The organism is Streptomyces sp. NPDC127108, from assembly GCF_042677545.1.
GTDB lineage: Bacteria > Actinomycetota > Actinomycetes > Streptomycetales > Streptomycetaceae > Streptomyces.
This window is the reverse complement of record NZ_JBHXTE010000047.1, coordinates 52,188-78,649: the sequence shown is the minus strand read 5'-3', so window position 1 is coordinate 78,649 and position 26,462 is coordinate 52,188. Positions and strand designations below refer to the sequence as shown.

Here is a 26,462-nt window from a genome sequence, read left to right as displayed (position 1 = left end):
CCCCTTCACCGATCCTGGGGCTCCGCCCCAGACCCCGCTCCTCAAACGCCGGAGGGGCTGAAACTTACCGGCACATCATCTAGCCCGTCCGGCGATTGAGGACGAGGCGCGGAGCGCCGACAAGCGGGGTCCAGGGGGCGCAGCCCCCGGTTTCGGAGAAGGGGTGGGACTGGGGCGCCCCGCGAGGGCACAAGCCTCAGCGCGGCAGTTGCGGGTCCTCCGGCCCCCGGGACGGCCCGGGCGACGCCGAGGGGCCGTCCTCGCGGATCACCTCGCCCTGGACCACCTTCCCGCCGGGGTGCTGCATCCGAGCCTGCTGGAAGGCGTCCCCAAGCCCCCCGGGCGCCGCGGAGGCGGCCTCACGGACCTTGCGCTCGAAGGCCCGCTCGGCACTCCGGCTCAGAACCTTCTGCAGCGGCGGCACGAGCAACAGCAGACCGACCGCGTCGGAGATCAGGCCGGGCAGGATCAGGAACAGGCCGCCGAGCATCGTGAGGGCACTGCCACCCCCGGATTCGGGCGCCGCCGCAACCCCCCGCTGCTGCTGTTGCACCGCCTCGCTGAGGTTCCTGAAGGCGCGCCGCCCGGCCCGCTTGATGACGAAGGAGCCGAGCACCAGGCCGCCCACGAGGAGCAGGAACACGGTCAGCCCGCTGGTGGCACCGGCGACGACGGTCAGCAGCCAGATCTCCAGGACCAGCCAGGCGGCGAGTCCGAGCGGCAGGAACCTCAGGACGCGCGCGCGCCGGGGCCGGGCGGGCTGGGTGGGAGGCGGTGCGCCAGTCGTCATGCTCCCAGTGTGCCTGGGCACGGCTCAGACCGGCATAAGGGGGTGATCAACAACGCGCGCGGTCAGGGCGAGGGTTTGCGGCCGAGGACCTTGCCGACCCGCTCTCCCACGCCCCACGCCGTGACCCGCCAAAGGGCCTCGGCGACGATGTCGCGGCTCATCTTGCTGTCGCCCAGCTCCCGCTCGACGAAGGTGATGGGCACCTCCACGACGTGGTAGCCGGCCTTGATGGCACGGCGGGCCAGGTCGACCTGGAAGCAGTAGCCCTGGGAGGCCACGTCGCCGAGGCCGAGGCCCTGGAGGGTCTCGCTGCGGAAGGCGCGGAAGCCGCCGGTGACGTCGCGGATCGGCACGTCGAGGAGCAGCCGCGAGTAGGTGCTGCCGCCGCGGGAGAGGAACTCGCGGGAGCGGGGCCAGTTGACGACCCGCCCGCCGGGCACCCAGCGCGAGCCGAGCACGAGGTCGGCGCCCTTGAGGGCGGTGAGCAGGCGCGGCAGTTCCTCGGGCTGGTGGGAGCCGTCGGCGTCCATCTCGACGAGGACTCCGTAGCCGTGCTCGAGGCCCCAGGAGAAGCCCGCGAGGTAGGCGGCGCCGAGCCCTTCCTTGCCCTTGCGGTGCAGCACGTGGACCTGGTCGTCGTCGGCCGCGAGCTCGTCGGCGATCTTCCCGGTGCCGTCGGGGCTGTTGTCGTCGGCGACGAGGACGTGCGCCTGCGGCACGGCGGTGCGCACCCGGCCGACGATCGCCTGGATGTTCTCCGCCTCGTTGTAGGTCGGGATGATCACCAAGGCTTCGCCGAGCGGGCCGAACTGCCGCTCCGCGTCCGCTGCTTCGCTGATCCCGCCGCCGTTGCTCACTACTGCCCCTTCGTTCGTACGCAGGGAACCACCATAGTGGCCCGGGCCTGGGGTGTTGCGACGCCACGGACCCTTGGCCCGGCAGGGAGGCGGCGGGCACGGCGGCATGTCCGGCGCGCGGCTTTCGTCCCCCCTGAGGATCACGTCTCGTCCCCCGTAGCTCACGCAGGAGCGATCCTGCGGATCGGGCCCGGCGCCCTTCGGGCCGGCCTGGGATCCGCTGGCTGCGGATCGACCGAGAGCCGTTGTCTACTGAGCGGCCGGGCCCTACCCGGGTCGCACCTCCCCCGAGCTCCTGGGAGCAGGAGGGACGGCCCCCTTCCGGCGGATGCGTTCCCGCGCCTGAGCGTCGTGGGCGCTGGACCTGGCTCCCGGTGGCGGTGCGCCGGGGTGGCGCACCGACCATGATCCAGCGGCGGTCGACGGTTGTGTGCGGGTTCGCCGGTCGGACGTCCTGGTGGTGGACGCGGCCGAAACTACCCGCCGACGGCCGCCGTCTGTCAATAGCCCTCTGACCTGCGCTTCTTACGCAGATCAGCAGGTCAGTGGCGAGGCGCCGCAGGTCGCGCGACGCGCCGTGTGGCCCCGTTCGGAGCCGCGCCGCACGACTGACGTCACTCGTTAGGCCGTACGAATACCGACCGCCCGCCCACCACGGTCCGCAGGCAGCGGGGCAGTTCGGCACCCGGGCTGAGGTCGGGAAGACCGGGGGTGCCGGAGCGCGGGTCGGTGGACCAGCGGGCGACCCGGTCGTCGGGGGCCTGGACGACGAGTTCGCCGGTCTGCCACACGGCGTAGTCGGCGGGGGCGCCGGGCACGAGGACGCCCGCGTCATCGCGGCCGATGGCCCGCCAGCCGCCGCGCGTGTGGGCGGTGAAGGCGGCGCGCACGGACACCCGGTGCTCGGGCGTGCGGTGGAAGGCGGCGGCCCGGACGGTGCCCCAGGGGTCGAGGGGGGTCACGGGGCTGTCGGAGCCGAAGGCCAGTGGGACACCGGCGCGCAGGAGGGCCGCGTACGGATTGAGGGTACGGGCCCGCTCGGCGCCCAGGCGCTGGACGTACATGCCGTCCTCGCCGCCCCACAGCGCGTCGAAGGCGGGCTGTACGGACGCGGTGAGGCCGAACTCGGCGAACGCGGCGACCGTCTCGGGGGTGAGCATCTCGGCGTGCTCGACGCGGTGCCGCGCGGCCCGCACCCGGGCCAGGCCGACCTTCTCGGCGGCGGCGCGCATCCCCTCCACGACGGCCCCGACGGCGGCGTCCCCGATGGCGTGGAACCCGGCCTGGACGCCCGCCTCCGCGCAGGCCACCACGTGTGCGGCGACGTCGGAGGCGGTCAGGTAGGCGTTGCCGGTGCCGGGCGCCTCGTCGGCGTAGGGCTCGTGGAGCCAGGCCGTGTGCGAGCCGAGCGCGCCGTCCACGAAGTGGTCACCGGCGGCACCGGCCGCGCCCAGCTCGCGGGCGCGGGCGACACCTTCGACGCCTTGCTCGGCCCAGTACCCGACGACCCGGGGCCCGGCCTCCTCCTCGGCGAGGCGAAGGAGCGAGGTGAAGTCGTCCTCGCCGGAGATCACGGGGCCCGCGCACTCGTGCACCGAGCCGATGCCGAGCGAGGCGGCGTGGTGGAGCGCGGCGCGCTGGGCGTCGGCGCGCTGCCGGGGCGTCACGGCGGCGTGGGCGGCGGTGCGCACGGCGTGGTGGGCGTCGGCGGTCAGCGGCGCGTCGGCGTGGAAACCGGCAGCGTCGGCGACTCCGGGGACGAGGTCGAGGAGCGCGGTGCTGGCGACGGCGGAGTGCACGTCGATGCGCGACAGGTAGAGCGGGCGGCCGCCGGTGGCCTCGTCGAGTTCCGCACGGGTGGGCGGACGGCCGCCGGGCCACCGGGCGGCGTCCCAGCCGTGGCCGAGCAGTACGCGGTCGTGCGGGTGCGCGGCAGCGTGTTCGCGGACGAGAACGAGCGCGTCGTCGAGGCTCCGGGCGCGGGACAGATCGAGTCCGGTGAGCGTGAGCCCGGTGGACGTGGTGTGCACATGGGCGTCGGTGAACGCCGGGGTGACCAGGTTCCCTTCGAGGTCGACGATCTCGTCGACACCGTCGGCGAAGCCGTCGGCGGCGCCCTCGGAGCCGACCCAGGCGATGTGCCCGCGCTCGACGACCATCGCGGTCGCGAACGGGTCGGCGGGACTGTGGACTTCGCCGCCGCGCAGCAGGACGGTGCGATGCCCGGTTTCGGGGGTGATGCGCTCACTCATGGGGAACAGTCTCGCGCCTGCGCGCGAGGCTCCGGTTCGCGGGGTCGCCCCGGCTCCCGGGGCCCGGCCCGCGCGCGGCGGGACGCGCGCGCCGCCCGGTCAGACCTGGGGCGGCCGCGCCTCGTACGGCGTCGAGAGGACCACCGTCGTGTGCGTGGACACCCCGGCGAGCGTGCGCAGCCGGGCCAGCAGGTTCTCCAGCTCGTGCGGGGTCGCCACGCGCACCTTGAGCAGGTAGTTCTCGGCGCCCGCGACGCTGTGGCAGGCCTCGATCTCGGGCACTCCCGCGAGCCGCTCGGCGATGTCGTCGGGGGCGCTGGGGTCGAACGGCTTCACCGCGATGAAGGCCGTGAGCGGCAGGCCGACCGCCTCCGGGTCCACGACGGCGGCGTACCCGCGGATCACTCCTCGCTGCTCCAGCCTGCGCACCCGCTGGTGCACCGCTGAGGTGGACAGGCCCGTGGCCTTGCCCAGGTCGGTGTAGCTCATCCGCCCGTCCTTGACGAGCAGCTGCACGATCTGTCGGTCCAGCTCCTCCATGCGCCGAACCTACAGGCCTCTTGATCCTCTCCGATACCTGAGCGACGCAAGGGATGAGGCAGAACGCGCGCCCCGGCGCCCGCAGGACACCCGCCTCCAGCGGCGCACCGCGCACCCTCCCGCGACAGACGGCACACCCTCCCCCGGCCGACGGCGCACCCCGTCCCGACGCCCCGGCGGCCACCCCGCGCGCAACGGCATCTCCATCTGGCATGTGACGAACACCACAGACATATGGCCGTGTCCGTCGGGCAGGAGCGATTACCCCCGGGACCGGACGGGAAGTGCTTGCTGTGGTCGAGGCCGCAGCGCCTTGTCGGCCCACCCAAGGGGGAGATTCCCATGCAGAACCTGAAGCGCCCCGGTCGTTCCACGCGCCGCAAGCAGCAGCCCGTCGAGCTCGAGCCCGCCCCGGAGGGCGTCGAACAGACCGTCACCGACGACGGCACGGCGGACGAGCCGGACGCGTACGACACCTTCGAGATGTACCGGGTCATCTGCCCGGACTGCCGACAGCCCATCGCGCTCCTCGCGGACGAGGACGCCCTGCCCGAGCACGCGCTGTGCCCCACTCCGTGGAACCCCTTCGGGCTCACGGTCTGCGCGGGCACGGGCCGCGCCGCGTCCGAGGCCGGTGCCGCGGACGAGTCCCTGGAGGCCCAGGAGCAGGACACCGCCCTGCTCCTGACGCTCCCTCAGGGCCTGGACTGGCGCACCCAGCCGTTCTCGCACGTGGGCGGCCCCGGTTCGCGCCCGATCCGGGTGCCCGGCCAGGCCACCCGCCGCGCGGCCGCCTGAGCCCCGGGCCCGCGGCGCCGTCGCGCCGGACCCGGCCCGCCGTCACCAGTAGCTGCCCTGCACCATCGCCGCGAGGCTGGCGTGGTGCAGGATCAGCGTGTCCGGGTCCGCGGGCACCGTCGCCTCCCCGAAGTGCACCTGCCGGTAGGCGACCCGCAGCATGACGACGGCGTGCCGCAGCGCCGCGTACAGCGTGTAGAAGTCCATGTCGCGGGGCCGGTGCCCGGTGAGTTCGGCGTACCGCTCCTCGATCCGCTCCCGGCGCAGGAAGTCGGGCAGCCCGCGCTGCCCGAAGCTCACCGTGAGGTCCTGGAAGAACCGGTGCAGGTACACGGTCCAGCCGAGGTCGACCTCGCGGGGCGCCAGGCAGGCCATCTCCCAGTCGAGCACGGCGGCGGGTTCGAAGCCGTCGTAGATGATGTTGCCGATGCGCGCGTCGCCCCAGTTGAGCACCGGTGCGCCCACCTCGTCCGGCCACAGGTCCGCCAGTTTCGCGAAAGCGCTCTCGATGAGCGGGGAGCGCGGCAGTCCCGCCACCACCCAGTCGTAGTAGGCGCGTTGTGAGGCGACATGGCGTCGCAGCGCGCTGCCCTCGCCCGGCAGCGCGAGGAACGCGGCGTCGGCGGCGGGGACTTGGTCGTGCAGCCGCGCGAGGACGGAGACGGTGGCGTCCTCGAGCCGCGCGCGCTCCGCATCGCTCGCCTCGTACAGCCAGTTCCCCTCGTACGTGTAGGGCATGACGTCCGGCGGCACCCGTCCCGCGACCCGCTCCATGACGAAGAACGGCGCGCCGAGCGGGCCCGGGTCCGGTTCCAGCCACAGCACGCGCGGCACGGGCACGTCGGTGCGGTCGGCGACCAGGCGCATGGTGCGGTGCTGGCGCTCCATGTCGTACACGGGGAAGATCGTGTACGCGGCCGGGTCCGCCGCGAGGCGCAACGCGCAGCGGGCGAGCGGTGGTCGGGGGTGCTCGATGTCGAAGAGGAGCGTCTCGCTGGACATGCCGTTCGACTCGGGCACGGACACGTCGACGGCTTTCGCGCCCGGCAGGTGGTTGCCGAGCCAGGTCGTGAGGCGCCGGGCCAGTTCGTCCGGTTCACGGGTCGTGGTGCGAAGTCGGGGCCGGTCGGGTTCCGTTGCCATGTCCGTACTCCTCCCTCGGGGCGCCCGGACGCTCAGGGCGCCATGGAGCCGAAGTCCGCGAAGCCGCTCGGGTCGTGGCGGCCGAACGTGCCGTGCTCGAAGATGCCGTGGCCGACGCGGCCGTCCAGGGTGAAGCGGGCCGCGTGGTCGATGACCCCGTACGCGGCAAGGGGGTGCCCGGCCGGGTCGGAGAGGTCGTAGGTGCGCCGGTCGACCCAGTCGCGGCCGCGCCAGGTGCCGTGCTGCCAGTCGTCGGCGGGCGGATACCCGGCGCCGACGGCGAGCGGCAGGGACGTGAGCGTCTCGACGCCCAGCTCCAGGGGCTTGCGGGTCTCGGGGTCGAGCAGGTGGACGACGGCGCTCTCGGGGTGGCGGGTGCCGGAGCGGTAGCTGATGTCGGCCTGGGGCCAGCCGAGTTGGCGGTCGGGGTGGCCCGGGCGGACGAGCGTGGCGTCGTTGAGGGTGCGGTAGCCGTTCGCGTCCTCCTGGGTGATCACCATCAGGAAGCGGTCGTCGAAGCGCACCGGGCACCAGATCCAGTGGAAGCCCTCGGTCGGGAAGTCCTCGCCGAGCCGCCCCGCCTCCTCGCCCGGGATGGGCCGCACCCCCCAGCTCCGGTCCCGGGTCGCCGTCCACTCCCCCGCCGTCACCGCGATCTCCGCGCCGCCCGCGCGGATCACCCCGGCACAGCCGCCCGCCTGCACGAACCGGCGGCCTTCAAGGGTGAGCCGGCCGCCGCGGCGCTGGATGTGGTGCGGCTCCCACAGCGCCGGGAAGTCGGCGCTCCACTCGATGTCGTACGCGAGCGAGTCCGCGTCGTCCGGGTCCGCCGCGCAGGTCAGGCGCAGCCTGCGCAGGGGCTCCTCGACGGTGATGCGCAGGGGGCCGACGGACAGGTCGGACCGGTCGTCGCCGAGGGCGTCGGAGGCGCGGACGGCGTGCAGGGTGTCGCCGGTGCGCAGGGTCGCGTAGGCGTCGATGACACCGGTGTTCGGGTAGACGCCGAGGCCGAGGATGAGCAGGGCGCGGCCCCGGTGGTCGAAGAGGTGGAAAATACAGCGGTCGTAGGCGTTACGGTCGCCGGTCGCCACGTGTTTCATCGACAGCGGCACCTGGTGGACGGGGTACTCGTCGAGCGGTACGGGGCGGTCGTCCGACACGGCACATCTCCCTGGACGCCGGGGAGTTGACGTCGCCCGGTGTGCGGCGGACCCCGGCGTGGAGGTGACGGTACGTCAGTTACCGTGCCGGGGCCAGACGCGTGCCGGGGTCGGACGGTGTGGGCACCGAAGACGCGTGAAACCGCGTTCACCCGGTGGCGCGGGCGCCGAGCGCCGTGCGCGCCGCGGCCGGACGGGGCATGAACGCACGCACGATTCGACCCGACGGTGACCTGCCCTCCGCACCGACCGTTGGCCCGGCATGACCACCCCCACCCACGCTCCGGCCGGCCACCGCAGGCGCCCGCTCGCGTCCGCGCCCGCCCCCGCCGCAGAATCGGTTCCTCACAGGCCCCAGTACACCCACTACCCCCAGCCGAACCCATACGCGCAACCGTCGCAGTACCCCCAGCAGCAACCGTATCCACAGCAGCCCCACTACCCGCAGCAGAACCCGTCGGTCCCGCCCCCGCCGCAGCCCGTCCCGCCGCAGGACCCGCCGATCTACCGCGCCCTGCTGCGCCACTGGGCCGAGCGCGGCCGGACGCTGCCGGGCCGCCACGACCCGGAGTGGGTGCGGCTCGCGGCGCCGACCGTGCGCAGCGGCCAGTTCGGCGGGCAGTACGGGGCGGAGCGGCCGTTCGGGGTGGACGGGGGGTTCGGCTCCGAGGGGGTGTTCGGCCCGGTCAGGGACGCGCGGTTCGGCAGGGACCGGGACACGTCCTTCGGCGTGGACCGGGACGCACGCTTCGGCACCGACCGGGACGGTCGTTTCGGCACCGACCGGGGCACCCCGTTCGGCACCGTCCCCGGCGCTCCCCCCGACCCGCGGCTCAGCGCGAGTCGGGACCCGCGAGATGGCGGGCGATGACCATGCGCTGGATCTGATTGGTGCCCTCGACGATCTGCAGCACCTTGGCCTCGCGCATGAAGCGCTCGACGGGGAAGTCGAGGGTGTAGCCGTAGCCGCCGAGCACCTGCACGGCGTCCGTCGTGACCTTCATCGCGGTGTCCGTGCACAGCAGCTTGGCCATCGCGGCCTGCTTGGAGAACGGGCGGCCCGCGTCCCGCAGCCGGGCCGCCGCCAGGTAGAGCGCCCGGCCCGCCTCGATCTGCGTCGCCATGTCCGCGAGCATGAAGCGCAGGCCCTGGAAGTCGGCGATGGGGCGGCCGAACTGCTTGCGCTCGGTCGCGTACGCCACCGCCTCGTCGAGCGCCGCCTGGGCCACGCCGATCGCGCACGCCGCGATGCCGAGCCGCCCCGAGTCGAGCGCCGAGAGCGCGATCGCGAAGCCCTGCCCCACGTCCCCGATGCGCCGGGCGTCGGACACCCGGACGCCGTCGAAGTGGAGCTGCGCCGTCGGCGAGCCCTTCATGCCCATCTTCTTCTCCGGCACCGCGGCCGTGAGCCCCTCGGCGTCGCCCGGCACCAGGAAGGCGGTCACGCCGTGCGCGCCCTCGCCGCCCGTGCGGGCCAGGACGGTGTAGAAGTCGGCGATGCCGCCGTGCGTGATCCACGCCTTGGTGCCCGTGATGACCCATGCGTCGCCGTCCCGCACGGCCTTGGTGCGCAGGGAGGCGGCGTCGGAGCCGGAGGACGGCTCGGACAGACAGTAGGCGCCGAGCAGTCCGCCGCCGAGCATGTCGGGCAGGTGCTCGGTCTGCTGTTCCTTGGTGCCGTACCCGGCGAGGCCGTGGCAGGCCAGCGAGTGGACGCTGACGCCGAGCCCGACGGTCAGACGCGCGGCGGCGAGCTCTTCGAGGACCTGGAGGTACACCTCGTACGGCTGGTCGCCGCCGCCGAACTCGGAGTCGTAGGCGAGGCCGAGCAGGCCCGATTCGGAGAGGAGCGTGAAGAGTTCGCGCGGGAAGTGGCCCGCTTCCTCCTCGGCGGCCGCGTGCGGCGCGATCTCACGCTGGACCAGTTCACGCACGAGCGCGAACAGATCCCGGGCCTCTTCGGTCGGCAGCTGACGCTCGACCGGCTGTGCGGCTCCCTCGGGCATGGCGCTCTCCTCTCCCTGTCGGGCGCTGCGACGGGCTCGCGCACGGGGTGTGGCGCCGCCGTCGGGGGACACTGCCAAGCCGATGCTGCCCTTCCGGGTCGCGGAAGCGGCTGACCAGCGACTGTGGCGGGTTGAGTATGCCCGATCGGCGGCATGGCGTCACGGGTTCACGGACCCCGCGACTGATCTTCGTCGGCATCTGTCCGACGCAGCGGTGCTGGGCACCTCGGGAGCGGGAATTGGTCCGAACCATTGACGCAATGGTCTAGTCCTCCTAGAGTCCAGCGGCACAAGACGTCTTCGCGTTCATGCCAATTCAACGCGCGACTACGTGGGGGGCGTTGCCGCGTCCCCCGCCAGGCCGCGCGGACCTGTCCGCAGGGGCGCGAAGTGTCCGCAGGTCAGTAGGTCAGCACCACCCCCACATGCTCCCCTCTCCCCCCACGAGGAGACAGCGATGCCACGACCGAACCGTCCCCGCGCCCGCTTCAAGGCGCTCCTGGCCACCGCTTGTTGCGCCGTGCTCGGCGCGGGTCTGCTCGCCGGCGCGGGCACCGCGGCCGCCGACCAGAACACCGGGGCCACCGCCAAGGCAGACGCCAAGGCGGGCTCCCGGGTGGTCGGCTACTTCACCGAATGGGGCGTCTACGACCGGAATTACCACGTCAAGAACATCGAGACGTCCGGCTCCGCCAACAAGCTCACGCACATCAACTACGCCTTCGGCAACGTCCAGGGCGGCAAGTGCACGATGGGCGACAACTTCGCCGCGACCGAGAAGACGTACACCGCCGACCAGAGCGTCGACGGCGTCGCCGACACCTGGGACCAGCCCCTGCGCGGCAACTTCAACCAGCTGCGCGAGCTGAAGAAGAAGCACCCGAACCTGAAGGTGCTGTGGTCCTTCGGCGGCTGGACCTGGTCGGGCGGCTTCACGCAGGCCGCGCAGAACCCGGCGGCGTTCGCCCAGTCCTGCTACGACCTGGTCGAGAACTCCAAGTGGGCGGATGTCTTCGACGGCATCGACATCGACTGGGAGTACCCCAACGCCTGCGGTCTGACCTGTGACACCAGCGGCCGCGCGGCCTACAAGAACCTGATGTCCGCCGTCCGCGCCAAGTTCGGCTCCAAGAACCTGGTGACCGCGGCCATCCCGGCCGACGCCTCCTCCGGCGGCAAGATCGACGCCGCGGACTACGGGGGCGCCGCGCAGTACGTCGACTGGTACAACCCGATGACGTACGACTTCTTCGGCGCCTGGGACGCCAAGGGACCGACGGCACCCCACTCGCCGCTCAGCTCCTACTCCGGCATCCCGAAGGCCGAGTACCACTCGCAGGCGACGATCGCCAAGCTCAAGGGCCTCGGCATCCCCTCGGACAAGCTGCTCCTCGGCATCGGCTTCTACGGCCGCGGCTGGACCGGCGTCACGCAGAAGGCGCCCGGCGGCACCGCGACCGGCCCCGCCGCGGGCAAGTACGAGCAGGGCATCGACGACTACAAGGAACTGAAGACCAAGTGCCCGGCCAACGGCACGGTCGGCGGCACCGCCTACGCGCACTGCGGCAACAACTGGTGGAGCTACGACACCCCGGCCACCATCGCCGGGAAGATGAACTACAAGAACCAGCAGGGCCTGGGAGGCACGTTCTTCTGGGAGTTGAGCGGCGACACCAGCAACGGTGAGCTGATCAAGGCCATCAACTAAGGGCCATCAACCAGCAGTCGCCGCAGGGCGGTCGTGGGGGCGGGAGCCGGCGGGCTCCCGCCCCTTCGTCATGCCGTCACGCGGACGGCGGGGCGGGGAACGCGGGCTCGAACTCCTCGATCACGCCCAGCGTCTCGCGCAGCATCCGCACCAGGTAGTCGCGCACGGTGTCGCGCTCCAGCGCCTGTACGGTCCCGATCCAGTCGAGCGTGACGCCCTCCACGCTGCACAGCCAGCCGAGCAGCGCCGTGCGCACCAGGGCCGGGATGTCGCGCCTCCCGTACGCCCCCTCGGCGATGGTGCCGATCATCGCCTCGCGCACGCCGTCGCGTATGGCGTGCACCTCGGCGTCGAAGCCGACGCCGCCGCTGACGATGGTGCGGTAGGCCTCCTGGTGGTGCTCGGCGTAGCGCAGATAGCCGTCGATCGTGCGGTGCACCCGCTCCGTGGGCGGGAGTTCGGTGCCGCTGCCCGCGCGTTCGACCAGGTCGGCGACGGAGTCCTCGATGATCGCGAGGTAGTAGCCGCGCTTGGACTTGAAGTAGTAGTAGATCAGCCCCTTGGCGACTCCTGCCTGTTTCGCGATGTCGTCCATCGACAGCGCGTCGTAGGACGTGTCGGCGAACAACTTGCGGCCGATGACGATGAGTTCGGCGCGGCGCGCCACGGATCGGTCGGTGCCGCGCGCCTGCGGGCGGTCCGCGCCGCGGGAACGATCGGTACCGCGCTGTTGACTATTATTCAATTTCGGCCCTAGTCTCCAACTGCCTCGGGATCAGCCGCAGTATGGCAGACCCACGTCTCCTGCCCGGACGGGCCCGGACCGGCCCAGACCCCGACGGCGCTCTGCCACGCACTCCCCTTACGCACCGGACGACGTACGGGAGGAACCAGTGAGCACGGCGAAGAGAGCATCCCGCGAGGGCAGAACCAACTGGAAGAAGACGGCTGTCGTCGCACTGCCCGCGGTTCTCGCGGTCGGCGCGATGGCGTCCGTGATGGCCGAGGGCGCGCTCGCCGCGTCCTTCGCGGTCAGCGGCACCAGCTTCCAGGTCTCCTCGGGCAAACTGACCAGCCAGGGCCTGGCGAGCTATGTCCAGGTGGACCGGGACATCGACGGCAAGGGCCACCCCGTGGCGCTGCTCGGCATCGGCGACGCCACGCTGTCCGACATCTGCCAGGCGGCCGAGGTCAAGACGCCCGTCGGCACGGTGGTGTTCAAGCTGACGGCGGGCGGCGACGCGGGCAACGTCACCGCGAGCAACCTGATCATCGACGGCGAGGACCTGGTGGGCGACGCCCGCTTCGGCACCGCGCAGATCGGCCGGGACGCCTCGACGCTCGACGAAGTCCCGGGCGTGAAGGGCGAGAAGGGCAAGTTCGGTCTCCAGGCCGACGACATCGAGGTGGCCGAGGTGCGCTCCCACGCCTGGTCGGCCACCGGCGGCAACTTCCGCCTCAAGGGCATGAAGGTCGACGTCAGCCTCGGCGGCAAGAAGTGCTTCTGAGCGGGCCGGGCGCCCCCCGCCCCGGGGGCTGGCTCGACGAACGCCTGCCGCTGCGGGACCTGCGGCGCGCCCTGCGCAAGTGGCGGCGCACACGGCCCTTCTGGGGCGGCCTCCTGCTGATCCTCGGCGGGGCGGAGCTCCTTGTCGTACCGCTGTCGCCGCTGACGGTCCTGGTGAGCCTCGGGCTCGGCGGGATCGCCGCGATCGGCATCGGGATCGCACTGATGGCCGCAGGGTTGTTCCTGTGGCTCCTGCCGCACGCCCATCACTACGTGTCCGTCAACGCCCTCATCCTCTCGGTGCTCTCGTTCGCGGCGACGAACCTCGGCGGGTTCCTGATCGGCATGCTGCTCGGCATCGCGGGCAGCGCGATGGGCTTCGGCTGGACGCCGGTCCCGGACGACGACCAGGAGCGGGCCGGGCGGCCGAAGGTGCGCGACGGGCAGGGCACGCGAACGCTGGCCGTACTCCTTCCGGTGGTGCTCGCCGGGGCGGCGTTGTGGGGCGCCGTCCCGGCGAGGGCGGCGCCCGGGGACGACGGGATCGTGGCGGCGCGGACGCCGCCGACGATCACGACGACCCTGTTCGCGCCGCAGGGCTTCATCGTCGCGGGCGTCACCGACGTCCCCACCGCCGAAGGGCCGCTGAAGGTGATGGTGCTGCGCATGAAGGCGGCCTCGCTCACCGACTACCGCCTCACGACCCGCGACGGCAGCCGCGAACTGACCCTGGGTGCCGACACCTTGGACCTCAGCGGCGCGGTCACGCTCTATCTGACCAAGTTCAAGGGCTGCATCGAGGGCATCCTCTGTCTGACCTTCACGCCCGACAAGCTGCCGGTGCCGCCGCTCGTCCCGCCGTTCGTCTTCATGACGCAGGTGAGCGCCGAGCAGGCGCTCGTCACGTCCGACTCGATCGTCGCGGGCGGGCTGAAGCTGGGGGCACGGGCGTGATCCTGGCAGCCCGGACCCCGTGATCCGGAAGGGAGCGCCGCCGTGATCCAGATCCAGGCCGCGCTGTTCTGGGCGTACGCGGTGGGCGCGACCTTCGCGCTCGCCGCGGGCCGCCAGCTCCAGGTGTGGGAGCGGATCAACGCGGGCGAGGGCCCGCGCACCCGCAGCCGCGCCGCCAACCCCTATCTGGCCCTGACGGTCCTCTTCGCGGCCGTCCTGATGGTGCCGACCGGCCTGTTCCTGCTCTGGCAGAACCCGTCCTGGGCGACGATGCACGTCGCCGACGGCCACGAGGGCGTATGGGCGGGCTTCGTCCTCTTCTACGCGGGCGGGATCCCCGTCGCCGCCGTCCTCGGGTTCCTCGCCGCCCAGACGCTGGTCCTCGTGGGCGCGGGCTACTGGGCGTACCTCCAGTGCGTGGGCGGTTACTTCCTGCTCTTCGGCACCCTCGTGCACGGCTGGGACGGCAGCGGCTACGAGCGGTTCCTGTCCCCGGGGGCGCGCGACTGGGCGGACTGGCCGCACGACAGCGTCGTCAACAACGCCCTGGACTTCCTCACGTCCGGCACGTTCCTCGCGCTGCTCGTCTTCGGCGCGGCCGTCATCGGGACCATGCTGATGACGGAGATCGGCTGGCTCCTGGAGGGCTGGTCGCTGCCCGGCGCGGACGAGGACCGCAAGGTGCACCCCGTCCTTGCCGTCGCCATCGCGGGCGCCGGGGTCCACGGCCTGCCGTTCCTCGGCGCGGTCACCGCGAGCGTGCTGGTGCGGCTGCTCGGCGGGTGGCTGGGCCTGCCGCTGTTCGCGGTGCTCGCGGGGGTCGTGCTGCTGCCGGGGCGGTCGCCGGTGCGGCGGCTGTACGACCTGGTGGGGGTGCCCCACCGGCACTGGCGGGCGGACCTGGACCTGACGGCTCGGCCCGGCCCGGACGGCCCGGCCGACCCCGGTGGTGAGACTCAGCTCACAGAAGGCCGACCTGGCTGACGAGCATCGCGAGCACGACGACGAGGGTCCAGCCCGCGAGGTGCTCCAGGACGTTCGGGCCGTCCTTGGGGCCGCCCGTGCGGGCCTTGGTGCGGACTGCGGTGGCAGAGGTCGCGGTCATATGGCTTCTCGCTGACGTTTTCCGGCCGACGGCGGTCTCCCCCGGCCTCACTGGCAGTGGACATTCCCCCCACTGGCGTCTTCCACCTTGCCAGCCGTGCCCGCGATTGTGGGAGAGACGTTGGTCACCCGTCACCACAACTGCCGCGGATCGCCGTGCGTCTAAGACGGCGTACGTCCGCGCAGCATCCGACCGAAAGGTTTCCGATGAGCAGGTCCACCCGGTTCCGCGGCGCGAAGGCCTCGCCGGTGCTCCGACTGACGCGTCTTTCCGGCTGGGGGTCCGGGGGTCGTCCCCCGGGAGAAAGCAGTAGGACGCCCCGCCGCAGGAGCACCGGAGCGCGACTCGCCCTCGCGGCGGCCGTGACGGCGGCGGCCGCCCTCACCGGACCGGTCTCGTACGCCACTCCCGCGGCAGCGGAGAAGCCCTCTCCCGGCGCCCCGGGGCTCGGCGACCCGATGTTCCCCCTCGACGGCAACGGCGGCTACACCGTCGACCGCTACGTCCTGGACTTCGACTGGCAGGCCCCGAAGACCCCGTTCGCGGCGTCGGCCACCATCAAGGCCACCGCCACCCAGTCCCTGTCCCGCTTCAACCTCGACTTCGGCGGCAACACGCTGCGCGAGGTCACCGTCGACGGCAAGGCGGCCGCCACCTCGCGCGACGGCGACGAGCTGACCGTCACGCCGAAGTCGCCGATCGCCAAGGGCCGCGCCTTCACGGTCAAGGTCACCTACACCGCCGACCCCACCCAGACCCGGCACCGCGACGACGCCATCGAGGACTACGGCTGGATCCCCACGCCCGACGGCACGGTGGTCTACCCGCAGCCCAACGGCGCCCGCCTGATCTTCCCGGCCAACGACCACCCGAGCCAGCGCGCGCCGATCACCTTCCGGATCACCACGCCGAAGGACCGCACGGCCGTCGCCAACGGCAAGCTGACCGGCAAGAAGCAGCTGTCCGACGACCGGGTGCGGTGGACGTACGACTCCGAGCAGCCGCTGTCCACGCAGCTCGTGCAGCTCGCCGTCGGCAAGTTCACGATGGTCGACAGCACCGGGCCGGGCGGGCTGCCCCTGCGCGACATCGTCCCGGACGCGCTGGTGGAGCCCACGGCGAAGTACCGCAAGCTCACCCCGGACCATCTGCGGTGGCTGGAGCAGAAGCTCGGCAAGTACCCCTTCAACCGGTACGGCATCCTCGTCGGCGACACCGACCTCGGTGTCGCCCTGGAGACCCAGACGCTCTCCCTCGTCCCCAAGGCCGACCTGCTCGGCACCCAGGTCGACGCCGAGCGGAACCTGGTGCACGAGCTGACCCACCAGTGGTTCGGCGACAGCGTCGCCCTCGCGGGCTGGTCCGACCTGTGGGTCAGCGAGGGACACGCCCGCTTCTACGAGCGCATGTACTCCGAGGAGCACGGCGGCGACAGCTTCGAGGCCGCGATGAAGGCCGCGTACAAGGCGCACGACCAGTGGCGCCGCGACTTCGGCGCGCCCGCGGAGCCCACCGAGCCGAACCTCTTCAAGCGCATGCGCTACGACGGTTCGGCGCTCGTCCTGTACGCGCTGCGCGAGCAGGTCGGGGACGCGACGTTCCAGAAGATCGAGCGGGCCTGGGTGAGCGAGTACCGCGGGAAGACCGCGAGCACCCAGGACTACGTCGACCTCGCCTCGAAGGTCGCGGGCGAGGACCTGTCCGGCTTCCTGAAGCCGTGGCTGTACGGACCGAAGACCCCGCCGATGCCGGGCCACCCTGACTGGGTGGTCGACCCGGCGACCTGAGCCGGGGGGGGCGTCCCCCGCGGTTGTGAGCACGGGCCGGTTCTGCACCAGGGGCCCCGTCCCATCGGGACGGGGCCCTCCCCGTCAGCGCACGCCGACGGCGAGCAGCGCGCGCACCTGCTCCTTCGTGCGGTGCACGGGGAAGTACAGGTAGCAGACCCCGCCGGTCCCCGACACCACCTTGCCCTGGGCGTTCTTGCGCTGGGTGCGGAGCCAGATGTTCTCGAACTCCCGCCTCTTGTAGACGCGGCGGACCGCCGGGTTGCTCGGCGACGCGGGATCGTTGGCGATCACGTCGCCGCTCTTGGTGAAGCCGATGACGGTCATGAGGTGGCCCGCGGTGCCGTAGCCCGCCCCGGTCAGCTCCTCCTTGAGGAAGGACTGCGAGGTGATGGCCGGAATGCCCGCCTTGATCAGGGTCTCCAGGTCGGTGAGCGAGCCCAGCCGGGTGACGACGCCCTGCATGTCCTCGTACGTCGCCGCGTAGGCCGTGTTGAACGGCCAGTTCCCGCAGCCTCCGTACTGGTAGTCGTAGGTGAACCGGGCCGCGTGGCACACCTGCGGGTCGGCGAAGGCGGGGTCGACCCAGGCCAGGTCACCGGCCGTCGGCCGGCGCCCCCAGTACTCCAGGATCATCTGCGACGACGTGGGGCTGCACCAGGCCTCGCCGCCGTTGTCGTATTCCGGGTACTGGCCCTTGTGGATGTCCTGCGAATAGCGCGGCACCTTGAGTTCCTTGGCGAGCCCGGGCTCGGTGGCGGGCACCGTGAAGCGGTCGGGCACCGCGGAGGCCATCGCGCCGAGCCGCCACACCGTGGGTGTGAGCGCGCTGCCCGGCGTGCGGTACAGCGTCAGCCGCAGCCGGTACGCGGCCACGCGCAGGCCGCTCGCCGTGTCGTCGACGGACAGCGTGTCCGTCCAGACGGACGTCTTGCCGTCGGACTGGTCGTCCACCGAGGTGCGCCGGATGACGGCGGCCTCGGCGTCCGCTCGGTCGTCGCCCGAGTTCCAGCGGCCGAGGACGTACCAGGGCGACGTGGTGCCGTCCGAGTACGTCGCCTCCAGCTCGACCTGGATCCAGGTGCCGGTGGGGGTGCGGGCGTTCCAGGAGGCGATGGCTTCCGTGGCGGGGGTCGCGGGGCGGTGCGTGGGGCCGGTCCACTGGGCGTACTCCCAGGTGGTGGTCCTGCCGGTGTGCGGGTCGGTGTAGTCGATCGTCCCCACGGGCTCGGATATCCCGACTCCGGCGCGGCCCTTGCCGAGGACGCGGGTGCCGTGGGCCGTTCCCGAGCCCCAGTCCTTGCGGGAGACCCAGAAACGGTTGTCCACGAGCCGCTCGGCGCGGGGCGGGCGGCGCCGGGACGAGGGGCCGGCGCCCGCGGGGGTCACGGTGGCGGCCGTGGCCGCGACGGCCGCCAGGGCCGCGGCTCCGGCCGCCGTGGTGAGGATTCTTCTGCGGGACATGCCTTCAGCTTGGTCCATGGACGGGAGCCCCCAGTCGATGGGTTCCGGCCGCAGCCGGAGCGTGATGGTCAGGTACACGACAGTGCGCCAACTATGGCTGTACGCCGACGGGTTCTGCCAGCGATCCGGACCCGACAGCGCCGACCAATATTGGCCTCTACCACTGGTATGACCTGCGGCAGCGCACTGAACCGCGCCCGCGCCCCACGATCTGCGCCCCGCGCGCCCCGGCCCGTAGGCTGACCCGCGATGACCGATATCCGCCGCCCCGCGCCCCTCCCCGGCCGCCCCGGCCTCGCCCGCATCGCCCACGCCGTGCGCGGCCTGCCGCCGTCCTGCGGACCGGTCCGGCTGGTCGCCGTCGACGGGCACGCGGGCTCCGGCAAGTCGACCTTCACCGCGCGGCTCGCCGAGGCACTGGACGGCGCCCCGGTGCTCCGCCTCGACGACATCGCGAGCCACGCCGACCTGTTCGACTGGACGGACCGGCTGCTGCGACAGGTCGTGGAACCCCTGTCCCGAGGCGAAACGGCGCACTATGCGGCGTACGACTGGCACGCGCGCCACTTCGGTCCTGCCGAGCGCCCGCTGCCCGCCGCCCCCGTCGTCCTGATGGAGGGTGTCGGCGCGGGCCGCCGGGTGCTACGGCCGTTCCTGGCGGGTCTGCTGTGGATGGATCTGCCCCGCTACACGTCCTGGGCACGCGGGCGCCGACGGGACGGTCCTGCCCTCAGCGGTTTCTGGGACGGCTGGGAGGCCGCCGAACGACGTCATTTCGCCGAGGACCCGTCGCGGCCCTTCGCCCAGTTGCTCGTACACGAGTTGCCGGTGGGGTACGAGGTGCTGCCGGGGTCCGACGAGACGGCAGCACTGACCCAAATCGTCACTCAGGGTGAAGGTCCGTCGGCAGCGCGCTGAATCCGCCGAAGACGGCTTCCGGACCGTGTGGCCAGATTTCGAGAGTGCCCCAACTCGGCTTGACCCAGGGGCCTTACAGGACTTACGTTCTCAATGTGCGGCCTTTCGGGTCGCCCGCAGACGCGAAGCCCCCGGTTGTTCCCCCGTGATCGGGGGCTTCGTTCTGCCCTTCGCCCACTTTCCCCCAGCGCCATGAGCCGTCGAACGCTCACCCTGGGTCACCATCGGGCCTCTCCTCCTCGGCCGCCCCCAGGACCCCCCGCCGGAGATCCAACGCTGCGGCACCCTACGGCCGAGCCCTGCCACGCAGGTACGATGCATCTTGGTGCGACTTCGGACGGCTGCTGCGGGCACCGCGTCAACTCCCGTCCGCAGCACGGCGGTTCAGCTCAGTTGCCGGCGGGCACCGGCCCGGTGGTACACAAACGGGGGCACGGTTTGTGGGGGACGTGATGGACTTCGGCACCCAGGGCTCTACCGCCCCGGCCGACCTCGCCTGGCTGCGGGGCGTCGACGCCTACACCATGGGCGCCTATCCGCAGGCCGAGGAGGAGTTCAGGGCCGCGGTGCGGATGGACCCGGGCATGGCGGACGGCTGGCTCGGGCTGCACGCGCTGCGCATCGACACGACGACCGCGCTGCTGCGGATGTTCCAGCACCGGGACCGCTTCGGCGAACAGCGCGCCCGGCACGTGCGCACCCTCAACTCCTGGTACTGGCTGGGCTGGTGGGTGCAGCCCGTCCTCGAGTCCACCCGCGACCTGCTGCTCGCGCACGCCTCGCACTGGCTGGACGGCCGCCATGTGCCGGAGCTCGACCGGGCCCTCGCCGGACTGCCGCCGGTCGACGCCGACGTGCAGGTCCGTTTCCTGCACGCCTGCCGCGCCTACCTGGTCAAGGACTGGGAGCAGTTGGTGCGGCACACCGACCCGCTGATCGACGACGCGATGCTCGGCATCGAGGCGGGCCTCTTCGGCGGCATGGCGCGGGTGCGCCTGGAGATGTACGGACAGGCCGAGCCGCTGCTGTCGGCCGCGCTGATGCGCTGCCGCAGTGAACAGCCGCAGCGCAAGGAGCTGCGCTACTGGCTGGCCCGCGCGCACGAGGGCACCGGCCGGTCCGCCGCCGCGCTGCCGCTGTACCGCGCGGTGCACCGCGTCGACCCCGCCTTCATGGACACCTCCGCCCGGCTCGCCGCCATCGCCGAGGGCGACGGCTACGACGACGCCGCCGACCTGGCCGCGATCTCCCTCACCGGCATCGGCCAGGACGCCCTCGACGGACCCGACGGCGTGGACGCGCTGTTCGGCGCCGAGGGCCGCGACCTGAAGGTGACCGAGCCCGAACTGCCGCCCGGCGGCGGCCCACCCGACGCCGACACGGTGCGCGAGAAGGCCGTGATCCCCATCAAGCCCGCCCCGCGCCAGCCCCCGCCCGGGCCCACCGACCCGGCCCTGCTCGAGCAGGCGCTCGCCGAGCTGGAGCGGATGGTCGGCCTCGAACCCGTCAAACGCCAGGTCAAGGCGCTCTCCGCGCAGCTGAACATGGCCCGCTTCCGGGCGGCGCAGGGCCTTCCCGTGCAACCGCCGAAACGACACTTCGTCTTCTCCGGCCCCTCCGGCACCGGCAAGACCACCGTGGCCCGCATCCTCGGCCGGGTCTTCTACGCCCTCGGTCTGCTCGGCGGCGACCACCTCGTGGAGGCCCAGCGGGCCGACCTGGTCGGCGAGTATCTGGGCCAGACCGCCGTGAAGGCCAACGAGCTGATCGACTCGGCGATCGGCGGCGTCCTCTTCGTCGACGAGGCGTACTCCCTGTCCAACTCCGGCTACGGCAAGGGCGACGCGTACGGCGACGAGGCTCTCCAGGTGCTCCTGAAGCGGGCCGAGGACAACCGCGACCACCTCGTGGTGATCCTCGCGGGCTACCCCGAGGGCATGGACCGGCTGCTCGCCGCCAACCCCGGGCTCTCCTCCCGCTTCACGACACGCGTCGACTTCCCCTCGTACCGGCCCCTGGAGCTCACCGCGATCGGACAGGTCCTCGCCGCCGACAACGGCGACGTGTGGGACGAGGAGGCCCTGGACGAGCTGCGCTCCATCAGCGGGCACGTGGTCGACCAGACGTGGATCGACGAGCTGGGCAACGGACGCTTCCTGCGCACGCTGTACGAGAAGAGCTGTGCCTACCGCGACCTGCGGCTCTCCGGCTATCCCGGGGCGCCGACCCGGGCCGACCTGTCGACCCTGCGGCTCCCGGACCTCATGCAGGCGTACGGGGAGGTCCTCTCGGGCCGGGGACCGACCGACCCCGCCGGCGGCTGAGCCGACCGGGGCGCCGCGCGCCTGAGCCGAGGACCTGAACGACCGCACGGCCGAGCGACTGAGACGCCGGTGGGCCGGGGCGGAACGGGTCCTGCCCGACCGCCCCGGCCCACCGGCCCACCGGTCTCAGCCGACCAGCTCCTTCCCCCGGACGTCCCCCGCGCCGCCCCGGCTCCGCACCGCGTGCGACGCCGGGGGCACGGCCACCCGGTGCGCCGGGTCACGGACCTCGCCGACCAGAAGCTCCAGGACGTCCTCCAGGGCGACCAGGCCGAGCACCTTTCCGGAGGCGTCGGCGACCTGCGCCAGATGTGTCGCGGCGTGCCGCATCACGGTCAGGGCGTCGTCCAGGGGGAGTTCGGCGCGCAGGACCGTCATCTGGTGCCAGACGTGCTGGGGCACCGCGCGGTCGGTGTCCTCCAGGTCCAGGACGTCCTTCACGTGCAGATAGCCCATGAAGGCGCCGGTCTCCGCACGGACGGGGAACCGGGAGTAGCCCGTGCGGCCGGTGAGTTCGACGACCTGCGCCGGGGTGACCGAAGGACCGACCGTGACCAGGGAGGCGCGGTCGAGCAGGACGTCCGTCACCGGCCGTGACCCCAGCTCGAGGGCGTCCTCCAGGCGCTCCTGCGCCCGCGGGTCGAGGAGACCCGCCTGCCCCGCGTCCTCCACCAGACGGCCCAGCTGCACGCTGGTGAAGACCGCCTCCACCTCGTCCTTGGGCTCGACCTTGAACAGCCGCAGGATCAGCCGGGCACAGGCGCCGAGCGTCACCGTGACCGGTCGGCACAGGCGCGCGAACGCCACCAGGCCGGGGCTGAGCCACAGCGCGGTCCGCTCGGGCGCCGCCATCGCGAGGTTCTTCGGGAGCATCTCGCCGATGACGAGGTGCAGGAAGACGACGACGGCGAGCGCGATCACATAGCCGAGGGGATGGATCATGCCCTCGGGCAGGTGCACCACGTGGAAGAGCGGTTCGAGCAGGTGCGCCACGGTCGGCTCCGCCACGGCGCCGAGCGTCAGCGAGCACACGGTGATGCCGAACTGGGCGGCGGCCATCATCTGTGGCAGATGCTCCAGGCCGTGCAGGACCTGGCGGGCCCGCTTGGAGCCCAGGGGCTCGATCTGGCTGCGGCGCACGGACACGAGCGCGAACTCGGCCCCCACGAAGAAGCCGTTGGCGAGCACGAGGAGGACGGCCAGCAGGAGTTGGAGGGCGCTCATCGCACGGCCTCCATGGCCGCGGCGCCCACCCGGTCCGCGGCCCCGTCGGCCGCCTCGCCCGGCACCCCGGCCGGGTCCCCGGTCCGCACCAGCCGCACCCGCTCCGCGCGGTAGTGCCCGACCTGGCGGACCGCGAGCCGCCAGCCCGGGAGTTCGGCGCGGTCGCCGGGTGCCGGAATGCGGCCGAGCAGATCGGCGACGAGTCCGGCCACGGTCTCGTAGGGACCCTCGGGGACGTCGAGCCCTATGCGCCGCAGGGTGTCGACGCGGCAGCCGCCGTCGGCGTCCCAGGCGGGTCTGCCGTCCTCGGCCGGTGCGGTCGCGAGGTCGGGCAGGCCGTCCTGGTGGTCGTGCTCGTCGCGGACCTCGCCGACGAGTTCCTCGACGATGTCCTCCAGGGTGACCACCCCGGCCGTGCCGCCGTACTCGTCGACGACCACCGCTATCGGCTGCTCGCTGCGCAGCCGCTCCAGGAGGGGCTGCACGGGCAGCGTCTCCGGGACGAGCAGCGGGGACTTGGCGATCCTGCCGACGGGGGCGCGCAGCCGCTCGTGCGCGGGGACCGCGAGGGCGTCTTTGAGGTGGACCATGCCGACGACCTCGTCGATCCGCTCCCGGTAGACGGGGAAGCGGGACAGGCCGGTGGCCCGGGTCAGGTTGACCACGTCCTCGGCGGTGGCGGAGGACTGCAGGGCGCTGACCCTCACGCGGGGCGTCATCACGTGCTGCGCGGTGAGTTCGCCGAGCGAGAGCGTGCGCACGAACAGGTCGGCGGTGTCCTGCTCCAGCGCTCCGGCGCGGGCCGAGTGCCGGGCGAGGGAGACCAGTTCACCGGGGGTGCGGGCGGAGGCCAGCTCCTCGGCGGGCTCGACCCCGAGGGACCGCACCAGGCGGTTCGCGACGGAGTTGAGCCCGGCGATCACCGGCCGGAACAGCCGCGAGAAGGCGGCTTGCGGGCCCGCGACGAACCGCGCGACCTGCAGGGGCCGGGACACCGCCCAGTTCTTGGGCACCAGCTCACCGATCACCATCTGCACCGCGGAGGCCAGGAGCATGCCGACGGCCACCGCGACTCCCGAAACCGCCCCTTCCGGTATGCCCGTTGAGGTGAGCGGGCGGGCGAGGAGGCGCGCGAGCGCGGGCTCGGCGAGCATGCCGATGACGAGCGAGGTGATGGTGATGCCGAGCTGGGTGCCCGACAGCTGGAAGGACAGCTCCTTGAGGGCGCCGACGACCGTGCGCGCCCGGCGGTCGCCGTCGGCTGCGGCCTTCTCGGCGTCGGGCCGCTCGACGGTGACGAGGCCGAACTCGGCGGCCACGAAGAAGCCGTTGGCGAGGATCAACAGGAAAGCCGCTCCGAGGAGCAGCAGGGGGATGGTCATGATGCCGCCGCCTCGCCCGGTGCTCGGGTCCCCGTATGTCGGGAGGGGGCGGCGCAGGTACTACAGGACGATCCGTCCATCGCCGGAGAGGGTCACTCCTCGGTTAGCAGGAGCCCCGTACCGGCCGCGCCGGCCGTCCGGGGCGGGGCGGCACGTGGTGTCCGCCCCGCATCCAGATTAATCAAGACAGGCGCCGACGCGTCAGTTCGGGATCCCCCGAGTCCTCCCGGATTCCGGCCCCTGGGGGATTCCCCGGTCGGGTCCTTCAGTCGGTCTCGCTGCCGGAGCGCGCCTCGACCAGGGCCCGCAGCGCGCGGGCGTCGCTGATGGCGCGCTGCTTGGCGATGCCCGGCTGGATGCCGAGGGCGGGCAGGCTGGTGCCGTCGGTGAGGTCGAGGAACACCCAGGGGTCGCCGGGGCGCAGATTGACCCGGACGATCTCGGCCCACTCCAGGCGGCGGCTCGTGGCGATGTTGACGACGGTCACGCCCGTCTCGTCGGCGACCACCTTGGGCCTGCTCAGCAGGACGAGCACGCCGAGCAGCAGCGCGCCGGTGAAGACGAAGCTGGTCCGCTCCCCCGGGCTGAGGTTGGGGAGCAGCACGGAGATCACGACGAGCGCCGCGAAGACCGCGGCTCCGGCGGTGAGCAGCACCGCCCGGGTGCGGGCGGGCCGGAAGGTGGCCGGCAGGGCCGGTGCCGAAGGCCGGTCGGGGCGGGCGGAGCTGGCAGACATCGAAGACGTCGCAGACATGTCGGTGGGTTCCGGGACGGTCAGAGGCGGCAGGCGTGGATGGCCGTGGTCAGGATGGCGCGCGCCCCGATGGCGTACAGGTCGTCCATGACCCGCTGTGCGTCCTTGGTGGGGACCATGGAGCGGACCGCGACCCAGCCTTCGTTGTGCAGCGGGGAGATGGTCGGCGACTCCAGGCCCGGGGTGAGCGCCACGGCCTGTTCGAGGTGCTCGGCGCGGCAGTCGTAGTCCATCATCACGTACGTCCGGGCGACCAGGACGCCCTGGAGGCGGCGCAGGAACTGCTGCACCTTGGGGTCGTCGGCGGCGGCACCGGTGCGCCGGATGACGACCGCCTCGGACTTCATGATCGGCTCGCCGAAGACCTCGAGTCCCGCGTTCCGCAGGCTGGTGCCGGTCTCGACGACGTCCGCGATGACCTGCGCGACACCCAGCTCGATGGCGGTCTCGACGGCGCCGTCGAGGTGGATGACGGAGGCGTCGACGCCGCTGTCGGCGAGGTGCTTGGCGACGATGCCCTCGTAGGAGGTGGCGACGGTGCGCCCGGCCAGCTCCTCGATGCCCTGGGCGGTGCCGGGCTTGGCGGCAAAGCGGAAGGTGGAGCGGGCGAAGCCGAGCGGCAGGATCTCCTCGGCGTTGGCGCCGGAGTCGATCAGCAGGTCGCGTCCGGTGATGCCGATGTCGAGCTTGCCGGAGGAGACGTAGATGGCGATGTCGCGCGGGCGCAGGTAGAAGAACTCGACCTCGTTCTCGGGGTCGACGAGGACGAGTTCCTTGGACTCCTTGCGCTGCTGGTATCCGGCCTCATGCAGCATCGCCGACGCAGGTCCGGACAGTGAACCCTTGTTGGGCACGGCGATGCGCAGCATGAGGACGGATTCCTTTGCGTGAGGAGTGACTGCGTGAGGAGTCACTGCGTGAAGAAGTGACTGCGGTGGGGTGTGCGGACGCTCTAGAGGTGGGCGTAGACGTCGCTGAGGGAGATGCCGCGGGCGACCATCATCACCTGTACGTGGTACAGGAGCTGGGAGATCTCCTCGGCGGTGGCTTCCTTGCCCTCGTACTCGGCGGCCATCCACACCTCGGCGGCCTCCTCGACGACCTTCTTGCCGATGGCATGGACGCCCTTGTCCACCAGTTCCGCGGTGCGGGAGGTGGCGGGGTCGCCGTTGGCGGCCTTGTGCTGGAGCTCGGTGAAGAGCTCCTCGAAAGTCTTCTTGGACATGATGTCGTTCACTCTACGCGCCCACGCCCCGCCCCTGCCGCCAGGGTTCGGAGATCGTCCGGAGCGTGGCCGCCGTGGCCACCGCGGCGGTGACCGCTTCGTGGCCCTTGTCCTCGGTCGAGCCCTCGATGCCCGCGCGGTCCAGGGCCTGTTCCTCGGTGTCGCACGTGAGCACGCCGAAGCCGATGGGCACGCCGGTGTCGACGGACACCTGGGTGAGGCCCTGGGTGACGCCCTGGCACACGTACTCGAAGTGCGGGGTGCCGCCGCGGACGACGACTCCGAGTGCCACGATCGCGTCGTAGCCGCGGCCCGCGAGGGCCTTGGCGACGACGGGCAGCTCGTAGCTGCCGGGCACGCGAAGGAGCGTCGGCTCGTCGATGCCGAGCTCGTGCAGGGCGCGCAGGGCGCCGTCGACGAGGCCGTCCATGATCCGCTCGTGCCACAGGGCGGCGACGACGGCGACGCGCAGGTCGCCACAGTTCTTCACGCTCAGTTCGGGGGCACCCTTGCCGCTCACGCGCTTCTCCTCGGGGTGTGTCGGGGCTCTGTTCGGATGGCTTG

The 26,462-nt window shown here is 72.2% G+C and carries 25 protein-coding genes; 9 read left to right on the top strand and 16 right to left on the bottom strand.

Annotation, left to right across the window (positions count from 1 at the left end; all coding sequences use genetic code 11):
• Window positions 1–196: 196 nt before the first annotated feature.
• The 4 genes from fxsA to ACFVHO_RS32420 form a co-directional block, all read right to left on the bottom strand.
• On the bottom strand, window positions 197–790 hold the full coding sequence (gene fxsA / locus ACFVHO_RS32435) for an FxsA family membrane protein (RefSeq protein ID WP_385722503.1): 594 nt from the start codon (window positions 788–790) through the stop codon (window positions 197–199).
• A 62-nt stretch (window positions 791–852) separates the two neighbouring features.
• Complete coding sequence (locus ACFVHO_RS32430; RefSeq protein ID WP_385722501.1) at window positions 853–1,647, bottom strand: polyprenol monophosphomannose synthase; 795 nt, start codon at window positions 1,645–1,647, stop codon at window positions 853–855.
• A gap of 614 nt (window positions 1,648–2,261) precedes the next feature.
• Window positions 2,262–3,899, bottom strand: a complete 1,638-nt coding sequence (locus tag ACFVHO_RS32425; protein ID WP_385722499.1) for an amidohydrolase — start codon at window positions 3,897–3,899, stop codon at window positions 2,262–2,264.
• A 99-nt stretch (window positions 3,900–3,998) separates the two neighbouring features.
• Window positions 3,999–4,439, bottom strand: coding sequence for an Lrp/AsnC family transcriptional regulator (locus ACFVHO_RS32420; RefSeq protein ID WP_385722496.1), 441 nt, complete (start codon window positions 4,437–4,439; stop codon window positions 3,999–4,001).
• Between the two features lie 342 nt (window positions 4,440–4,781).
• Between ACFVHO_RS32420 and ACFVHO_RS32415 the strand changes: the two genes are divergently transcribed.
• Complete coding sequence (locus ACFVHO_RS32415) at window positions 4,782–5,237, top strand: hypothetical protein (RefSeq protein ID WP_385722493.1); 456 nt, start codon at window positions 4,782–4,784, stop codon at window positions 5,235–5,237.
• Window positions 5,238–5,279: 42 nt separating this feature from the next.
• Here the strand turns inward: ACFVHO_RS32415 and ACFVHO_RS32410 are convergent, their stop codons facing one another.
• Complete coding sequence (locus tag ACFVHO_RS32410) at window positions 5,280–6,380, bottom strand: phosphotransferase family protein (RefSeq protein WP_385722491.1); 1,101 nt, start codon at window positions 6,378–6,380, stop codon at window positions 5,280–5,282.
• Window positions 6,381–6,412: 32 nt separating this feature from the next.
• A complete protein-coding gene (locus ACFVHO_RS32405; protein ID WP_385722488.1) occupies window positions 6,413–7,540 on the bottom strand; it encodes a hypothetical protein in 1,128 nt (375 codons plus the stop codon).
• A 262-nt stretch (window positions 7,541–7,802) separates the two neighbouring features.
• On the opposite strand from ACFVHO_RS32405, the gene ACFVHO_RS32400 reads away from it, so the two are divergent.
• Window positions 7,803–8,411, top strand: coding sequence for a hypothetical protein (locus tag ACFVHO_RS32400; RefSeq protein WP_385722486.1), 609 nt, complete (start codon window positions 7,803–7,805; stop codon window positions 8,409–8,411).
• On the opposite strand, the gene ACFVHO_RS32395 is transcribed toward ACFVHO_RS32400, so the two are convergent.
• The gene (locus tag ACFVHO_RS32395; protein WP_385722484.1) at window positions 8,374–9,546 is read right to left on the bottom strand and encodes an acyl-CoA dehydrogenase family protein; all 1,173 of its coding nucleotides are present in this window, start codon (window positions 9,544–9,546) and stop codon (window positions 8,374–8,376) included. The two genes, ACFVHO_RS32400 and ACFVHO_RS32395, sit on opposite strands and share 38 nt — an antisense overlap.
• Window positions 9,547–10,003: 457 nt before the next feature.
• On the opposite strand from ACFVHO_RS32395, the gene ACFVHO_RS32390 reads away from it, so the two are divergent.
• Window positions 10,004–11,254: a glycoside hydrolase family 18 protein gene (locus tag ACFVHO_RS32390; RefSeq protein WP_385722481.1), complete on the top strand. Its 1,251-nt coding sequence runs from the start codon at window positions 10,004–10,006 to the stop codon at window positions 11,252–11,254.
• Between the two features lie 76 nt (window positions 11,255–11,330).
• Here the strand turns inward: ACFVHO_RS32390 and ACFVHO_RS32385 are convergent, their stop codons facing one another.
• Window positions 11,331–11,999, bottom strand: coding sequence for a TetR/AcrR family transcriptional regulator (locus ACFVHO_RS32385; RefSeq protein WP_385722478.1), 669 nt, complete (start codon window positions 11,997–11,999; stop codon window positions 11,331–11,333).
• 148 nt (window positions 12,000–12,147) lie between these two features.
• Between ACFVHO_RS32385 and ACFVHO_RS32380 the strand changes: the two genes are divergently transcribed.
• The 3 genes from ACFVHO_RS32380 to ACFVHO_RS32370 are packed head-to-tail and all read left to right on the top strand — an operon-like array spanning window position 12,148 to window position 14,699.
• On the top strand, window positions 12,148–12,762 hold the full coding sequence (locus ACFVHO_RS32380; RefSeq protein WP_385722475.1) for a DUF6230 family protein: 615 nt from the start codon (window positions 12,148–12,150) through the stop codon (window positions 12,760–12,762).
• Complete coding sequence (locus ACFVHO_RS32375) at window positions 12,753–13,715, top strand: DUF6114 domain-containing protein (protein ID WP_385722472.1); 963 nt, start codon at window positions 12,753–12,755, stop codon at window positions 13,713–13,715. Before ACFVHO_RS32380 ends, ACFVHO_RS32375 begins: the two co-directional genes overlap by 10 nt.
• 42 nt (window positions 13,716–13,757) lie before the next feature.
• Window positions 13,758–14,699, top strand: coding sequence for a hypothetical protein (locus ACFVHO_RS32370; protein ID WP_385722469.1), 942 nt, complete (start codon window positions 13,758–13,760; stop codon window positions 14,697–14,699).
• On the opposite strand, the gene ACFVHO_RS32365 is transcribed toward ACFVHO_RS32370, so the two are convergent.
• Window positions 14,677–14,820, bottom strand: a complete 144-nt coding sequence (locus ACFVHO_RS32365) for an SCO1431 family membrane protein (RefSeq protein WP_380860784.1) — start codon at window positions 14,818–14,820, stop codon at window positions 14,677–14,679. The genes ACFVHO_RS32370 and ACFVHO_RS32365 overlap by 23 nt on opposite strands.
• Window positions 14,821–15,026: 206 nt before the next feature.
• Here ACFVHO_RS32365 and ACFVHO_RS32360 point away from each other — a divergent pair, with 206 nt between their 5' ends.
• The gene (locus tag ACFVHO_RS32360) at window positions 15,027–16,607 is read left to right on the top strand and encodes a M1 family metallopeptidase (RefSeq protein ID WP_385722466.1); all 1,581 of its coding nucleotides are present in this window, start codon (window positions 15,027–15,029) and stop codon (window positions 16,605–16,607) included.
• An 84-nt stretch (window positions 16,608–16,691) separates the two neighbouring features.
• On the opposite strand, the gene ACFVHO_RS32355 is transcribed toward ACFVHO_RS32360, so the two are convergent.
• Window positions 16,692–18,089, bottom strand: a complete 1,398-nt coding sequence (locus ACFVHO_RS32355; RefSeq protein ID WP_385722463.1) for a peptidase C39 family protein — start codon at window positions 18,087–18,089, stop codon at window positions 16,692–16,694.
• Between the two features lie 231 nt (window positions 18,090–18,320).
• On the opposite strand from ACFVHO_RS32355, the gene ACFVHO_RS32350 reads away from it, so the two are divergent.
• Window positions 18,321–18,989 (top strand): uridine kinase, encoded by a 669-nt coding sequence (locus tag ACFVHO_RS32350; protein ID WP_385722460.1) that lies wholly within the window; start codon window positions 18,321–18,323, stop codon window positions 18,987–18,989.
• A 452-nt stretch (window positions 18,990–19,441) separates the two neighbouring features.
• Window positions 19,442–21,313, top strand: a complete 1,872-nt coding sequence (locus ACFVHO_RS32345) for an AAA family ATPase (RefSeq protein ID WP_385722458.1) — start codon at window positions 19,442–19,444, stop codon at window positions 21,311–21,313.
• Window positions 21,314–21,439: 126 nt separating this feature from the next.
• Here the strand turns inward: ACFVHO_RS32345 and ACFVHO_RS32340 are convergent, their stop codons facing one another.
• The 6 genes from ACFVHO_RS32340 to ribH all read right to left on the bottom strand — a co-directional run bounded on the left by ACFVHO_RS32340 (window position 21,440) and on the right by ribH (window position 26,418).
• Window positions 21,440–22,537, bottom strand: a complete 1,098-nt coding sequence (locus ACFVHO_RS32340; RefSeq protein WP_385722455.1) for a hemolysin family protein — start codon at window positions 22,535–22,537, stop codon at window positions 21,440–21,442.
• Window positions 22,534–23,919: a hemolysin family protein gene (locus tag ACFVHO_RS32335; protein WP_385722453.1), complete on the bottom strand. Its 1,386-nt coding sequence runs from the start codon at window positions 23,917–23,919 to the stop codon at window positions 22,534–22,536. Before ACFVHO_RS32335 ends, ACFVHO_RS32340 begins: the two co-directional genes overlap by 4 nt.
• Window positions 23,920–24,184: 265 nt before the next feature.
• Window positions 24,185–24,655 (bottom strand): PH domain-containing protein, encoded by a 471-nt coding sequence (locus ACFVHO_RS32330; protein WP_385722450.1) that lies wholly within the window; start codon window positions 24,653–24,655, stop codon window positions 24,185–24,187.
• Window positions 24,656–24,693: 38 nt separating this feature from the next.
• Entirely contained in the window at window positions 24,694–25,542 is an 849-nt protein-coding gene (gene hisG / locus ACFVHO_RS32325) for an ATP phosphoribosyltransferase (RefSeq protein ID WP_385722448.1), read from the bottom strand.
• Window positions 25,543–25,625: 83 nt separating this feature from the next.
• Window positions 25,626–25,898 (bottom strand): phosphoribosyl-ATP diphosphatase, encoded by a 273-nt coding sequence (locus ACFVHO_RS32320; RefSeq protein ID WP_385722445.1) that lies wholly within the window; start codon window positions 25,896–25,898, stop codon window positions 25,626–25,628.
• Window positions 25,899–25,911: 13 nt separating this feature from the next.
• Complete coding sequence (ribH, locus tag ACFVHO_RS32315) at window positions 25,912–26,418, bottom strand: 6,7-dimethyl-8-ribityllumazine synthase (protein WP_385722442.1); 507 nt, start codon at window positions 26,416–26,418, stop codon at window positions 25,912–25,914.
• Between the last annotated feature and the right edge of the window lie 44 nt (window positions 26,419–26,462).

Bases quoted from the DNA above. Each gene is read 5' to 3' on its own strand.
- fxsA (WP_385722503.1), bottom strand. From the start codon at position 790: ATGACGACTGGCGCACCGCCTCCCACCCAGCCCGCCCGGCCCCGGCGC.
- ACFVHO_RS32425 (WP_385722499.1), bottom strand. From the start codon at position 3,899: ATGAGTGAGCGCATCACCCCCGAAACCGGGCATCGCACCGTCCTGCTG.
- ACFVHO_RS32420 (WP_385722496.1), bottom strand. From the start codon at position 4,439: ATGGAGGAGCTGGACCGACAGATCGTGCAGCTGCTCGTCAAGGACGGG.
- ACFVHO_RS32415 (WP_385722493.1), top strand. From the start codon at position 4,782: ATGCAGAACCTGAAGCGCCCCGGTCGTTCCACGCGCCGCAAGCAGCAG.
- ACFVHO_RS32410 (WP_385722491.1), bottom strand. From the start codon at position 6,380: ATGGCAACGGAACCCGACCGGCCCCGACTTCGCACCACGACCCGTGAA.
- ACFVHO_RS32400 (WP_385722486.1), top strand. From the start codon at position 7,803: ATGACCACCCCCACCCACGCTCCGGCCGGCCACCGCAGGCGCCCGCTC.
- ACFVHO_RS32395 (WP_385722484.1), bottom strand. From the start codon at position 9,546: ATGCCCGAGGGAGCCGCACAGCCGGTCGAGCGTCAGCTGCCGACCGAA.
- ACFVHO_RS32390 (WP_385722481.1), top strand. From the start codon at position 10,004: ATGCCACGACCGAACCGTCCCCGCGCCCGCTTCAAGGCGCTCCTGGCC.
- ACFVHO_RS32365 (WP_380860784.1), bottom strand. From the start codon at position 14,820: ATGACCGCGACCTCTGCCACCGCAGTCCGCACCAAGGCCCGCACGGGC.
- ACFVHO_RS32360 (WP_385722466.1), top strand. From the start codon at position 15,027: ATGAGCAGGTCCACCCGGTTCCGCGGCGCGAAGGCCTCGCCGGTGCTC.
- ACFVHO_RS32355 (WP_385722463.1), bottom strand. From the start codon at position 18,089: ATGGACCAAGCTGAAGGCATGTCCCGCAGAAGAATCCTCACCACGGCG.
- ACFVHO_RS32350 (WP_385722460.1), top strand. From the start codon at position 18,321: ATGACCGATATCCGCCGCCCCGCGCCCCTCCCCGGCCGCCCCGGCCTC.
- ACFVHO_RS32345 (WP_385722458.1), top strand. From the start codon at position 19,442: ATGGACTTCGGCACCCAGGGCTCTACCGCCCCGGCCGACCTCGCCTGG.
- ACFVHO_RS32340 (WP_385722455.1), bottom strand. From the start codon at position 22,537: ATGAGCGCCCTCCAACTCCTGCTGGCCGTCCTCCTCGTGCTCGCCAAC.
- ACFVHO_RS32335 (WP_385722453.1), bottom strand. From the start codon at position 23,919: ATGACCATCCCCCTGCTGCTCCTCGGAGCGGCTTTCCTGTTGATCCTC.
- ACFVHO_RS32330 (WP_385722450.1), bottom strand. From the start codon at position 24,655: ATGTCTGCCAGCTCCGCCCGCCCCGACCGGCCTTCGGCACCGGCCCTG.
- hisG (WP_385722448.1), bottom strand. From the start codon at position 25,542: ATGCTGCGCATCGCCGTGCCCAACAAGGGTTCACTGTCCGGACCTGCG.
- ACFVHO_RS32320 (WP_385722445.1), bottom strand. From the start codon at position 25,898: ATGTCCAAGAAGACTTTCGAGGAGCTCTTCACCGAGCTCCAGCACAAG.